General features: G+C 61.0%; 9 protein-coding genes. 5 read left to right on the top strand and 4 right to left on the bottom strand.

All coding sequences use genetic code 11. The features are described from left to right. Positions 1–5: 5 nt before the first annotated feature. Positions 6–1,169, bottom strand: a complete 1,164-nt coding sequence (locus tag A7K61_RS18170) for an acyl-CoA dehydrogenase family protein (protein WP_044273635.1) — start codon at positions 1,167–1,169, stop codon at positions 6–8. Between the two features lie 28 nt (positions 1,170–1,197). Then, the gene (locus tag A7K61_RS18165; RefSeq protein WP_047710773.1) at positions 1,198–2,016 is read right to left on the bottom strand and encodes a MaoC family dehydratase N-terminal domain-containing protein; all 819 of its coding nucleotides are present in this window, start codon (positions 2,014–2,016) and stop codon (positions 1,198–1,200) included. Between the two features lie 272 nt (positions 2,017–2,288). Between A7K61_RS18165 and A7K61_RS18160 the strand changes: the two genes are divergently transcribed. From A7K61_RS18160 to A7K61_RS18150, 3 genes are all read left to right on the top strand, one after another. Continuing rightward, entirely contained in the window at positions 2,289–3,170 is an 882-nt protein-coding gene (locus tag A7K61_RS18160; protein WP_047710772.1) for a LysR family transcriptional regulator, read from the top strand. Positions 3,171–3,379: 209 nt separating this feature from the next. Further along, positions 3,380–5,203, top strand: a complete 1,824-nt coding sequence (locus tag A7K61_RS18155) for a serine hydrolase (protein WP_047710771.1) — start codon at positions 3,380–3,382, stop codon at positions 5,201–5,203. Positions 5,204–5,219: 16 nt separating this feature from the next. Beyond that, positions 5,220–6,011 (top strand): MipA/OmpV family protein, encoded by a 792-nt coding sequence (locus A7K61_RS18150; RefSeq protein ID WP_047710770.1) that lies wholly within the window; start codon positions 5,220–5,222, stop codon positions 6,009–6,011. Positions 6,012–6,142: 131 nt separating this feature from the next. Here A7K61_RS18150 and ggt read toward each other — a convergent pair whose 3' ends face one another. Then, on the bottom strand, positions 6,143–7,867 hold the full coding sequence (gene ggt, locus A7K61_RS18145; RefSeq protein ID WP_069558085.1) for a gamma-glutamyltransferase: 1,725 nt from the start codon (positions 7,865–7,867) through the stop codon (positions 6,143–6,145). A 201-nt stretch (positions 7,868–8,068) separates the two neighbouring features. Here ggt and A7K61_RS18140 point away from each other — a divergent pair, with 201 nt between their 5' ends. Beyond that, entirely contained in the window at positions 8,069–9,214 is a 1,146-nt protein-coding gene (locus A7K61_RS18140; protein ID WP_044273629.1) for a MalY/PatB family protein, read from the top strand. 89 nt (positions 9,215–9,303) lie between these two features. Beyond that, positions 9,304–12,489 carry a dermonecrotic toxin domain-containing protein gene (locus A7K61_RS18135; RefSeq protein WP_069558084.1) on the top strand — a complete coding sequence of 1,062 codons (3,186 nt, stop codon included), beginning with the start codon at positions 9,304–9,306 and terminating at the stop codon, positions 12,487–12,489. A gap of 39 nt (positions 12,490–12,528) precedes the next feature. Here the strand turns inward: A7K61_RS18135 and A7K61_RS18130 are convergent, their stop codons facing one another. After that, complete coding sequence (locus tag A7K61_RS18130; RefSeq protein WP_003173733.1) at positions 12,529–12,744, bottom strand: molybdopterin-binding protein; 216 nt, start codon at positions 12,742–12,744, stop codon at positions 12,529–12,531. Positions 12,745–13,150: the final 406 nt, after the last annotated feature.

The raw sequence follows: 13,150 nt of genomic DNA, 5'->3' as shown, positions 1-13,150 counted from the left end.
CGCCCTCAGAAGCTGCGCGGCAGTTCGAGCAAATGCTCGGCCACGTAGGACAGGATCAGGTTGGTGGAGATCGGTGCCACCTGGTACAGGCGGGTCTCGCGGAATTTACGCTCCACGTCGTACTCGCAAGCAAAGCCGAAGCCGCCGTGGGTTTGCAGGCAGGCGTTGGCCGCTTCCCAGGACGCCTTGGCCGCCAGGTACTTGGCCATGTTGGCACTGGCCCCGGCGTTCTTGCCGCTGTCGTATTCCTCACAGGCGCGCCAGCGCATCAGGTCCGCCGCTTCAATCTCGATATGCGCCTCGGCAATCGGGAACTGCACGCCCTGGTTCTGCCCGATGGGCCGGCCAAACACCACACGGTCGCGGGCATAGGCGCTGGCCTTTTCGATAAACCAGCGGCCGTCACCGATGCACTCGGCGGCAATCAGGGTGCGCTCGGCATTCAGGCCATCGAGGATGTATTTAAAACCCTTGCCCTCCTCGCCAATCAGGCTGTCCTGGGGCAGCTCCAGGTTGTCGAAGAACAGCTCGTTGGTCTCGTGGTTGACCATATTGGCGATGGGCTGCACGGTGAGGCCGTTGCCGATGGCCTGGCGCAGGTCCACCAGGAAGATCGACATGCCTTCGGATTTTTTCTGCACTTGGGCCAAGGGCGTGGTGCGTGCCAGCAGGATCATCAGGTCGGAATGCTGCACCCGCGAGATCCAGACTTTCTGGCCGTTGATCACGTACTTGTCGCCGCGCTTGATCGCCGTGGTCTTGATCTTGGTGGTGTCGGTGCCGGTAGTGGGTTCGGTGACGGCCATCGACTGCAGGCGCAATTCACCACTGGCCAGCTTGGGCAGGTAGAAGCGTTTTTGCGCCTCGCTGCCGTGACGCAGCAGGGTGAACATGTTGTACATCTGGCCATGCACGGTGCCCGAGTTGCCGCCGCAGCGGTTGACTTCCTCAAGGATCACCGAGGCTTCGGCCAGGCCCAGGCCGGAACCGCCGTATTCCTCGGGGATCATTGCCGACAGCCAACCGGCGTCGGTCAGCGCCTTGACGAAGGTTTCGGGGAAGCCCTTTTCTTCATCGATCTTGCGCCAGTAAGCGGCATCGAATTCGGCGCACAAGGCACGCACGCCGTCGCGGATGGCGTTGAGTTCTTCAGTGTCGTGGGCATTCATTAACGGCTCTCCGCCTGTTGTTATTGGGTTATTCGAAATGCACCTGGGCGGTCTGCGCCAGGCCTTCAGTGTTGCCAGCCCAGAGTTCTGCGACGCCAGTTGCGGTGATGCGCCCGCCCACCTCAAAAGGCTGTGGCGCGGTCAGTGGGCGCACACCGCGATAGGCAAAGCGGCGCAGGGTCGCTTCGGGGTGCGCCCGGCAGAACGCGCGCAGGCTCAAGGTGGCGATCAGCGGGCCATGCACCACCAAGCCGGCATAGCCTTCGGTGCCGGTGACATAGGGGTAGTCGTAATGAATGCGGTGGCCGTTGAACGTCACGGCGCTGTAGCGAAACAACAAGGTCGGCGTCGGCTCGACGGCTTCTGTCCATTCGCCTTGGGCCAGCGCGTCGCCGCTGCCCGCCTTGGGTGGCGTGGGTTCGCGGTAGACGATGTCCTGTTCCTCGCGGATGGCCAGGCGACCGTCCTGGGAGTAGTCATGGCGCACGGTGACGAATAACAGTGAACCGGTGCGGCCGGTTTTTTCTTCGACCTGGGTGATGGTGGATACGCGCGTGGCCGCCTCGCCAGCCCGCAAAGGGTGCAAAAACTCAAGGCGCCCACCGGCCCACATGCGATTGCGGTTATCGGCCGGTGGCAGGAACCCACCGCGTGCCGGGTGACCGTCGCTGCCCAGGGCCGATTCGGGCAACGGGTCCTGGAAAAAACACCATTGCCACAACGCAGGCACCGCGTCGCCATCGGCAGGCACGGCTTCACCGAACGTGGCGGCGATACGCTTGAGCAGGTTATGGCTCAGGTGGTCGTGGGCGGTCTCACTTCGGCCGATCCAATCAGTGGCGCTCATCGGGTGCAGATCCTCAGGCAGTGGGTGTCTGCCGTGGATCATGCAAGGGCCTGCCCGTTCTGAGAATTTGCATTTCAATAAACCAGCGTTCGGTTATGCTGAACGCCATTAATTGAAAAACACCGCATATCCCTGTGGGAGCGGGCTTGCTCGCGAAAGCGCAGTGTCAGTCACTGAATACATTGGCTGATCCACCGCTTTCGCGAGCAAGCCCGCTCCCACATTTGGATCTTCATTGTGATGAGGTTTGGTGTTTATACCGGGAGCCTTGCATGCACTTCGATCTCGCCGACCTGCGCCTGTTTATCCATATCGCCGAATCCCCCAGCCTTACCCAGGGCGCCAGGCGCGCTTTCCTGTCGCCGGCTGCCGCCAGTGCGCGGATCAAGGCCCTGGAAGGCCAGCTCGACACGCGCCTGTTGTACCGCGACAGCCGGGGCGTGGAGATCACCCCGGCAGGCGAGCGGCTGTTGCACCATGCGCGGTTGATCATGCGCCAGGTGGATTACCTCAAAAGCGAGTTCACCCAATACGGCGTAGATTCGGCCGGGCATATCCGTATCTTCGCCAACACCACGGCGGTCACCGAATTTTTGCCGGAGGTTCTGGCAGGCTTTCTGTCACAGCGCCCCGGCGTCACCGTCGACCTGCAGGAACGCCTGTCACGGGACATCGTGCGCGGGGTGCTCGATGGCACCAGTGACATGGGTATCATCGCCGGCCCCGTGGAAGCCTCCGGCTTGCAAGTACTGCATTTCAGCACCGATGAACTGGTGCTGATGGTGCCGGTCGGGCATCCGTTGGCCGACCTGCCTTCAGTGACCCTTGAGCAAACCCTCGCGTATCAGCACATCGGCCTGCATGAAGGCAGCACGCTGTTGAGTTTCCTGCGCGAACACGTCGAGCGCCTGGGTAAGCAATTGTCGCTGCGTATCCAGGTCTCGAGCTTCGAGGCGATCTGCCGGATGGTCGAGGCCGGCGTGGGCATCGGCATCATTCCCGAGTCCGCCGCCCTGCGCCACAGCCGCACCATGCAGCTGGTGACCGTGAAGCTCGACGAACCCTGGGCGATTCGCGAGCGCAGCATCCTGGTACGTGAGCTGGAAGCGTTGCCAGGGACCATTCGCGCGCTGATCGCCACGTTGATGCCCTGATTCTGTAGGAGCGAGCTTGCTCGCGAAAAACCTCAACGATAACGGGTGTTTTCTGGATAAACGCGGCGCCTGTGCGTTTTTCGCGAGCGAGCTCGCTCCTACAGGTGGCTGTTAACAGTCTTTGACAGTTTCCCGACAAAGCACTCAAAGATTCCAAGCCCCCGCCGGCCTAGCATTCCAGCATCCAAACCATCGCTCGGGTGCTCTTGATGTTTCGCAGGTTGCGCGGTATTCCGCTCTTGGGTTGCCTGATGGGCAGTATCGGTTGCCACTCGCAACCGCCTGCCCCGCCGCCGATTCAAAAAGGCGATTACGGCGCAATCATCCGCTACTTGCAAACCCGCATTCCCCGGGAGATGGCTCGGGACAATGTGGCAGGTTTGTCGATTGCGCTGGTCAATGGCCAGGAGCTGATCTGGGCCCGTGGCTTTGGCCTGGCTGACAAAGACCAGGGGGTGCCGGTCACGCCCAATACCGCGTTTCGCGCCGGTGGCATTTCCAAACTGCTGAGCGCCACGGCGGCGCTGCAGCTGGTGGAGCAGCACCACCTGGCGCTGGATGCACCGATCCAGCAGACCCTGCGTGAGTTCTACGTACGTTCACGCTTTCACAGCGACCAGGCCGAGGCGGATCGAGCGATCACTTTGCGGCGCTTGCTCAGCCATCAGTCCGGCTTGCCCAGCGAGCACCTGCGCGACCTGCGCAGCACTTACGCCATGGGGCAAATGCCGATGCGCGTGTCGGGTGTGTGGCTGAGCAGCCTGCCGGGGTCCCAGGTGGCGTACTCCAACCTTGGTTATTCACTGGTGGGCGCGGCCATCGAGCGCAGCAGCGGTAAACGCTTTGAAGCCCAGTTGCAAAGCAGCCTGCTCACGCCCCTGCGAATGAACCAGTCCAGCTTCGTGGGCACCGGTGCGCAAATGGGCTTTCGCGCCCATGGTTACGAGGACGGCAAGGCCAGCACCGACGCCCAAGTGCGTGACCTCGCCGCCGGTGGCCTGTGGACCAGCCCCAAAGACCTCAGCCGCTACGTACGCATGCTGTTTGCCAAGGGCACCTACAAGGGCAGCCAAATCCTCGGCAGCGCTTCTATCGACGCCATGTTTACCCAGCAAAACACCGGCAACGCCCTGGATTTCGACTGCCAGATCGGCCTGGGCTGGTTTCTCGCGCCCTGCGGTGACGAGCCCATCGGCCCCGGTGTGCGCACCTACCAGCACAGCGGTGGCGGCGATGACTTCGTCGCCCAATTGACCCTGCTACCGGATCAGCAGCTGGCGGTGATCATCATGGCCAACGACAGCAACGCCGAAGACATGGTGGTGTCACTGACCACCGACAGCCTGCGCCTGATGCTCCAGGCACAGACCGGCCAGCCTGTGTGCGCCGATGACTGCCAGGCCCCGAGCCACGGCCTCAAGCTGCGCCATGTGCCGGCGGCGGTGGATCGCAAGCGCCTGGCTGGTTTCTATGCGACCGCCTGGGGCGTGTTCCGCATCAGGGATGAGCATGCGCGCTTGACCGGCGAACTGGCCGGCTACGATTTCGAGCTGTTACGTGATGAACAAGGCTGGCTGCGCGCGCAGAAAAAGATCCTCGGCTTCTGGCGCAAGGACCTGGGCGAGTTGGGCCGCGTGCAGTTGGATGTGATCCAGGTACAAGGCCGCCAAATGCTCACCGCGCGCAGCCACGGCCAACGCATTGCCATCGGTGAACGCATCGAGCCACCGCCCTTGCCTGCCGCCTGGGCCAACACGGTCGGCACCTATCAGGTGCTCAGCAGCCATGAACCCGACGCGCCATTGAGTGGCATCAGCGTGCGTCAGGAGGACGGCTTTCTGGTGATTCGCGGCCAATTGCACGGCGAGCCGCTGACCGACTACATCCTGCTGCCCATCGACAACGCCCATGCGGTACTGGCCGGCAACGGCTACGGCCTGGGCGATACCGTCAGCCGCCAGGTCAACGGGCTGAGCGCTTCGGGTTATTCCTTCAAACGTACCCAATCACCCCACATACCCTCGAATTTCTAACCAGGAGAAACACCTGATGCACGCAAAAAACCTGTGCCTGTCATTGACCTCACTGTGCCTGCTCGCCGCCGCCGATACGGCGCTTGCCGAAGACTGGCAATACAGCCTCAAGGCCGGCATGGCCAACGCACCCCGCTACAGTGGCAGCGACGAACGTATGACGGCGCCTGTACTCGGCGGCAAAATCATCAGCCCCTGGGGCGTCTTCCTCGATACTGATACGGGCCTGGGCTGGGGTTACGAAGGTAATGCCCTGAGCTTCAGCGCATACGTTGGCGCAAGCGGTTCGCGCAAGGATAAAAATGAAAGCATGCAGGCCGGCTCCAAACGCCTCAAAGGTATGGGCCAGATCAAGTCACGTCCGCAATTGGGAGTGAGTGCCGCCTACAACCTCGGCGGTGTGATCATCGGTGCCACCCTGGAACATGCGCTTGAAGAAGATAAACACAAGGAAACCGGCAAGGCTTTTACCCATCTGGAGTTGAGCCTGGGTACCCATCTGTATGAAGGCCGCTACGGCTGCGTCGATGCCGCCATCAACAGCCACTTCGGTGACCGCAACTACCTGCAAACCTGGTACGGCGTGACTGCCGACCAGGCTACCCGCAGCCGCTTCAAGGAATACAAGGCAAGTGCCGGCAATATCAGCAATGGCATGAGCCTTTCATGGAGCGTGCCGATCAACGAACACACGCAGTTCTCGACCTTGCTGGATGTGCAATACCTGGCGGACAAGGCCGGCAAGAGCCCGATTGTGGAGCAGCGGCTGCAGGCGTCGGTGTCGGGGGAGTTGCAATACACCTTCTGATCTACCTTGCCCTCTGTAGGAGCGAGCTTGCTCGCGAAAAACGTCAACGATAACGCGTGTTTTCTGGATAAACGCGGCGCCTGTGAGTTTTTCGCGAGCAAGCTCGCTCCTACAGAGACAATGCCAGTTCCTTAGTAACCCAACGACAAGCCCGTGTTGCGCCGCGGGTCATTGGCCCCATAGAAACGGTTGTTACCCACCGGCTTGCCCTCCAGGGAAGGCGCGCCTACCAGGATGGCGGCCAGGTGGTTGGCATCTTGCGGGCCGGCAAACGTGTGGCCCCAGCTTTCGAGGATCTTCTGGGTGTCCGGGCTGACGGCAAAGGTCTCAAGGTTGGTGGTTTCCGGCATCCATTGCTGGTGGAAGCGCGGTGCATCCACGGCTTCCTGGATGTTCATCTTGTAGTCGATGACATTCAGGATGGTCAGCAAGGTCGCGGTGATAATGCGGCTGCCCCCCGGTGTGCCAACGACCATTACTGCCTTGCCGTCCTTGGTGACGATGGTCGGGCTCATCGATGACAACGGCGCCTTGCCCGGTGCGATGGCATTGGCTTCGCCCTGCACCAGCCCATACATATTCGGCACCCCGACCTTGACGGTGAAGTCATCCATTTCATCGTTGAGAATCACCCCGGTCTTGCTGGCCATCACCCCGGCGCCAAACCAGTCGTTGAGGGTATAGGTCACCGAGACCGCGTTGCCCCACTTGTCGACGATGGAATAGTGGGTGGTGTTATTGCCTTCGTGGGGCGACACACCTGGCTTGATCGCCTGGGAGTCACCGGCCTTCTGCGGCTCGATGGCAGCGCGTAACTTGGCCGCGTAGTTCTTGTCCAGCAGATGCTCGATGGGGTTCTTCACGAAGTCCGGATCACCCAGGTAGCTGTTGCGGTCCACGTAGGCATGGCGCATCGCTTCGATCTGGTAGTGCAGGCCCTGGGCCGAGTGATAGCCCAGATCGGCCATCGGGTAGCCTTCGAGGATGTTCATGATCTGGCAGATCACCACACCGCCCGAGCTGGGTGGCGGCGCCGAGACCACATGGTAGCCACGGTAGTCGCACTCGATGGGGGCCAGTTCGCGGGTTTTGTAGGCGTCGAGGTCGGCCTGGGTGATGATGCCTTTGCCGGCCTGGCTGGAATCCACCACCGCCTTGGCGACCCAACCTTTATAGAAACCGTCGGTGCCCTTGGCCGAGATTTCCTTGAGGGTCTTGGCCAGGTCCTTCTGCACCAGCTTCTGGCCCACCTGCATCGGTTTGCCGTTATGCAGGAAGATCCCGCGCATGTCCTGGTCTTTTTCGAACTCACCGGTGGCGGTGTGCAACAGGTCGATATCGCCCTGCTCCAGCGCAAAGCCGTTTTCCGCCAGCTTGATCGCCGGGGCAATCACTTGGGCGCGCTTGAGGGTGCCGTACTTGCTCAGGGCCAGCTCCATGCCAGACACCGTGCCCGGTACGCCGACCGCCAAATGGCCTTTGGCGCTGAGGCCTTCGACCACATTGCCGGCCTTGTCGAGGTACATGTCGGCCGTCGCCGCCAACGGGGCTTTTTCGCGGAAGTCGAGGAAGGTCTTGCGCCCGTCCGCCAGTTGCACGGTCATGAAACCACCGCCGCCCAGGTTGCCCGCCGCCGGGTACACCACCGCCAGTGCGTAACCTACCGCCACCGCCGCATCGACCGCGTTGCCGCCGGCCTTGAGCACATCGACACCCACGTGGGTTGCCAAGTGCTGGGCCGTGACCACCATGCCATTTTCACCCGCAACCGGGGCTTGGGAAGCTGCGTGCACACCGTTGACCGTCAAGACCAGCGCGGTCGCAATCAACGTGTGACTGAAGGGTTGGTATTTCATCCATGGCTACTCTGATTATTGAGATGCACCAAAATAGCTCCTAGCCGATTTAATCCCCAGTGCAATGGCGTTTTTATTACAGAACTTGTCGGTCATGGAACGCACACCGCTGCGCAAGTCGGCAATCAGCTCTGGTCTATAAAATTAATGGCGCTAGAATCGGCGCCATTCTTTTACCGCCGCCCTGATACGAGCCTGTCCATGAGCTTTGATTTCGACACGATCCACCCACGCTTCGATACCGGCAGTACCAAGTGGAGCCGTTACCCGCAAGACGTCCTGCCGATGTGGATCGCTGACATGGACATCGCCGCGCCGCCCGCCATCTTGCAAGCCCTGCACGCGCGCCTCGACCAGCAGATTCTCGGCTACAGCGTGGCCGGCCCGGACGTGCGCGACGCTATCGTTGCCGACTTGTGGGCCAAGTACGCCTGGCGCGTACAGCCTGAAGAACTGCTGTTTCTGCCCGGCGTCGAGCCTGGCTTCAATATGGCACTGCACGCTTTCGTCCAGCCCGGCCAGGCGGTGGTACTGCAAACCCCCAACTATCGGCCGATTCGCCTGGCGCCCGGCAACTGGAACCTGCCACGCATCGAAGTGCCGTTCCAATTGATCGATGGCGAGTACCGCACACCGCTGCCGGCCATGCGCCAAGCCTTGAGCGGGGCCGGGGCGCTGTTGCTGAGCAACCCGCACAACCCCATCGGCAAGGTGTTTGCCCGTGAAGAGCTGCTGGCGGTGGCCAATGCCTGCCTGGACACCGGCGCATTGATCATCAGCGACGAAATCCACGCCGAGCTGTGCTTCGACGGCCGTCGCCACATCCCCACCGCCAGCCTCAGCCCCGAGATCGCCCAGCGCACCATCACGCTGATGTCAGCGAGCAAGGCGTATAACGTGGCTGGCCTGAAGACCTGCTTCGCCGTGGTCCAGAACGCCGAGGTGCGCGAGCGTTTCAATCAGGCGCGCTGCGGCATGGTTGACAGCGTCAGCCCCCTGGGCCTGGAAGCCACACGCGCCGCCTACAGCGAATGCACCGAGTGGCTCAGCGCGCTGGTGCAGTACCTGCAAGCCAACCGCGACTACCTGCTCGACGCGGTAAAAACCCGCCTGCCCGGCGTGGTGATGCATGCGCCACAGGGCACCTTCCTGGCGTGGCTCGATTGCAGCGCCCTGGGTCTTGATGACCCGCAGCAGTTCTTTCTGGAGCAGGCCAAGGTGGGCCTGAGCGCGGGGATTGAATTTGGCGATGACAGCCAGCAATTCGTGCGCCTGAACTTCGGTTGCCCACGGGCGATGCTGGAGGAAGGCGTGCAGCGCATGCAGATCAGCTTACAAAACCGCTGACGTCGGTCGGAACCGCACGGGAGATTTTCCGCACATACCGGGCTTAGCTGCCCGCTGTGCCATTGAAATTCTCCCGGAGCCGCCCGTCGATGATTCTGCCGCCACGCCCACTCCCCCTCATTGCCTGGGATTTCAAACCCATCGCCGGCGATACCCCGCAGGCCTTGCCGGCCTACTCAGTGGAGCCTCCGCAACCGCCACGCAAACCGGCGTTGAGGCAAAACCGCAGTACATCGGTAGACCACCAGAAAGCCCTCTACCGGCAGCTGTTGCAGGCCACGCACACTGCGCTGCCCAGGGTCCGCGACGAAGCCAAGCAATGGGCCGAGGCGCTGGTGTTCAAGTTGATTGGGCGCAAGGTCGATGCCGACGCCATCTTCCTCAATCGCTTCCAGCAAGCACAAAGTGCCAATACCGTCACCGACTGGGAACATCTGAGGGAAGAACCCACGGTTTCCCAGGCGCTGCCGGACGCGTTGTTGAGCAACTTCAGCGAACACGACGCACTGCCCGGCGTGCTTGACCAGCAGGCCGGCCTGTACACGGTCGGCCGCGGGCAAAGTACCCAAGGCGGCTATGGCGCCCATAACCAGTTTGCGCTGGCGCCTTCCCAGCTGATGCATGAAAGCTGGAAAACCGACTTTCAGGCGCACATGACTCAAAAGCTCGAACGCTTCTGGCACGACCATGGCGATGACTACCGCACCGCCTTGAAAGGCGAGTTCATTTATCAGGCCCGTGAACAGCTCAAGGCCTACGAGCGCGCCTCACCCGCCGAACGCCTGAACATGCCGGCCGAGCAGCGCTTTACCCGCGATGATTACCGCCTGGTGATGGGCGCCGCCGCCAACCTGCCCCTGGATGAAAACCAAGCCCTGAGCGTCGAACAACTACGAGCGACAGCGCCGGTAGAAGGCCGCACACGGGTTCACGTGTTTGACATCAACGGGCGCCCCGCTCACGACATCCTGCGTTTCACCGCCACTGACTACGGCAGCCACGGGCAATTGCGTGATCGTCGAGACGGCGTGCAGGTCCTGTATATGCCGGGGCACAAGCCCGCTTTCCTGCGCTTTGATTCCCTGGACGCGATGGACCAATGGGTGGCCGAGCAAGGCCGGCATGCCGAGACGCGCCAGGCGCTGCAATCGCACTTCGCCCTCAGGGACCGACAAGACAGCGACTTGGGGTTCTGGAGCGATTTCAAATCCTTCATCACTGGCGATTCGCGCTCGAACAAAGGCGCGGACAGCGCCGTTCGCTACTTGGCCAGCGGCTACTGGGACACCCTGGAAGGGACCGTTATCGACAGCGCCAATGTGCGCATTCACGGCGACGTGTTCAGCGTGATCAAAGAAGCCACCCGCGAACGCATGTCCCGCGATGCAGACGTCATGATCAAGTCCAACAGCGAGGTCACCCGCGATACCTGGCTTAACGATTTGACCGTAGCCGCCGGCCTGGCGGCCAAGTTCGCAGTGATTGGCGAGCCGGTTGTGGTCGGTGTCGCGGCCGCCGCCGGCCTTGTAGAAGCCCAATTGGGTGTCGAGCAATCGATCACGGGTGACACGCAGGCCGAGCGCAAACACGGCAGCACTGCCGCACTGGATGGCGCGCTCAATGAGCTGTTTGCCATCGTGGGCGGTACCGTGAAGGAGCCTGCTTTTGAGCAACCGGCCACGATCCCCTTGACTCGGGAGCTTTTCAGCGACGGCCGGCAGGCAATGGTCATCGAACACCCTTTGAGCCCCAGTGCCTATACCCTGCCACGCGCCAATGGCTATGACCTGGTGGACCGTGGTCGGGTGTATCGCTACCTCAATACAAGACCTGACGAGCTGACCGACCTGCAAGCAGCAGAACACGCCAAGCCTTTGGAGGGCTTTGAGGCGCTTTGCCCTGCGCCCGCTGCGGGTGGGCGGGTGCGACGCGGCATCCAGGACGAGTGTTTCGTTAAACTTATCGCCGACCTGCCCAAACCCCAAGAACGCCTGCAGGCCCTGGAGCACGTGCGCTTGTTCCCGTCCAAGGCCGGGCTGTTCACGCGCGAGCGCACGGTGGTCTATGAAAAACGCCTGCACAAAATAGTCAAAGGCGACACCGGCCCCCAACTGGTGCCCGTCGCCAACGGCGAACGCATCACTTACAAGGCGCACGTGCACGGCCAGCTCATTGACGACCCCGATTTCGGCTTTTACACAGGCGATAGCGCCGGCACGCTTGCTAACGATACTCGGGTGGTCAAACTCGGCAGCATCATCAACGCCAGCAATGATCAGCGCCAGCTCAGAGGCGTGGTCGTCACCAGCGCCAGCCAGCGCTACCTGGTGGTAGAGGCTGACACTGCCGAGTTCTATTACGCACTACTGGATAAAACCCAAACCCGGGATATCAGGTTCAAGAAATGCGGGCCTCTAGAGATGAGCCTTGCGCAAGGATACCGCCAGTTTCTGAGTGCCAACCATGCTGTGCAGGCCCTTAAGGCCGACTTTGTCGCGCTGGCTCCGCTCAAAAAAGCCTTCAAGCAACTGCAGCGCTCAGGTTTTAGCAAAGCCGACATCGACGAATTGAAGCGCCACTGCAAGGGCATGAACCCTGAGCAGAGGCGCGAAGTGGTGTACCGGCTGCAGCAAGCCAACGCCATTGTGAAACCGGATGTGGCCTTGCGCCCCCATGGTGTTTCACCGTTGCCTGGCAACCAGGTGCATCCGGCCGCAGACCTGGCCAGGGCCGACGCGGCCAGGCTTACCCTGGGCTGGTTGGGGCGCACCGCCAAGCTGAAAGCCGCCAATACCGTGCAGGTGGCCATGGGTGAAGCCACGACACTCACGAGCGGCAACGACGTGCTCTCCACCCGCAGCCTGACCGACTGCTCGGCCATTGCGGTGCTCACCGACTGGGACGGTGCGCGTTACCAGACCCGCACGCTGATGCACCTGACCGGCAGCAACCTGGAACTGGGCCTGCGGGGCGGCAATACCCAAGCGTTGCTGGATCGATTGAACGCATCACTGAACAAAGGTGGGCAGGTCATTCTGGTAGGCGGGGTCAATTCAGGTTCACTGCAAGGCATGGCCACCACCATCGGGCAATCGTTGCAGGGCGAACAACCGCTCAGGACACTGCTTCAAGCACGGCCCGGCGTCAGCGTCACGCTGGCCAGCTCCCTGGGCATCACGGTGAATGCTGATGGCACGTTTGAGCTGATCGAGGGAACGGGCAAAGGTGTCATGCCCGAGGATCAGGTCAGGGAAATTTTCAATCGAGTTGACTGAGGGCACTGCCCCACGCCTTTCCCTGACCCTGTTGGGCGTTTACAACTTGGCAATGGACACTTCTGTGGACTTCACAAAGGCAATCACCTCACTGCCCACTTTCAATTCCAGGTCACGCACCGAGCGCGTGGTGATCACCGACGTCACAATGCCCGACGCAGTCTGCACGTCGATTTCCGACACCACTTCCCCCAGCAGAATCTCCTTGATCACGCCTTTGAACTGGTTGCGCACGTTGATCGCTTTGATGGTCATGTCGGCTTTCCTTTTGGCTGTTGGGTCAATCCGCACGAATGCGCAGGCCCTCAAAATGCGCTGCCGGATAGAATATTAAAAGGAATAAATATCTATTTATTTATTCGATATAGACATATGTGGAGTGATGTTTCATGACCCGCCTACGGCTGAATTTGTGTGTGGCAGCGACCTATGACCGCACATCTTGTGCGTTGACCAACGTTGTCACACCCCATATAGTGTGCCCACAAACAGATCAGACCACTACATAGTGTGCAGCATCGGTATTTACCGACCACACTACGCGCAGTATTTCAATGCCTTGTAGCCTGCAAAAACATTTATTTTTCGAGTACCAGGAAGGAGTATTTCCATGCTGAGTTGGGATGAAGTCGACAACGAAGACACCGGTGCAGCGGTGATC

The organism is Pseudomonas sp. AP42 (genome assembly GCF_001728935.1).
GTDB classification, from domain to species: Bacteria; Pseudomonadota; Gammaproteobacteria; order Pseudomonadales; family Pseudomonadaceae; genus Aquipseudomonas; species Aquipseudomonas lactis.
This window is presented reverse-complemented; position numbering and strand designations above follow the sequence as displayed.

What these genes read in the sequence shown, in the direction of transcription:
- A7K61_RS18170 (WP_044273635.1), bottom strand. Translation starts at nt 1,169, where the DNA reads ATGAATGCCCACGACACTGAAGAACTCAACGCCATCCGCGACGGCGTG.
- A7K61_RS18165 (WP_047710773.1), bottom strand. Translation starts at nt 2,016, where the DNA reads ATGAGCGCCACTGATTGGATCGGCCGAAGTGAGACCGCCCACGACCAC.
- A7K61_RS18160 (WP_047710772.1), top strand. Translation starts at nt 2,289, where the DNA reads ATGCACTTCGATCTCGCCGACCTGCGCCTGTTTATCCATATCGCCGAA.
- A7K61_RS18155 (WP_047710771.1), top strand. Translation starts at nt 3,380, where the DNA reads ATGTTTCGCAGGTTGCGCGGTATTCCGCTCTTGGGTTGCCTGATGGGC.
- A7K61_RS18150 (WP_047710770.1), top strand. Translation starts at nt 5,220, where the DNA reads ATGCACGCAAAAAACCTGTGCCTGTCATTGACCTCACTGTGCCTGCTC.
- ggt (WP_069558085.1), bottom strand. Translation starts at nt 7,867, where the DNA reads ATGAAATACCAACCCTTCAGTCACACGTTGATTGCGACCGCGCTGGTC.
- A7K61_RS18140 (WP_044273629.1), top strand. Translation starts at nt 8,069, where the DNA reads ATGAGCTTTGATTTCGACACGATCCACCCACGCTTCGATACCGGCAGT.
- A7K61_RS18135 (WP_069558084.1), top strand. Translation starts at nt 9,304, where the DNA reads ATGATTCTGCCGCCACGCCCACTCCCCCTCATTGCCTGGGATTTCAAA.
- A7K61_RS18130 (WP_003173733.1), bottom strand. Translation starts at nt 12,744, where the DNA reads ATGACCATCAAAGCGATCAACGTGCGCAACCAGTTCAAAGGCGTGATC.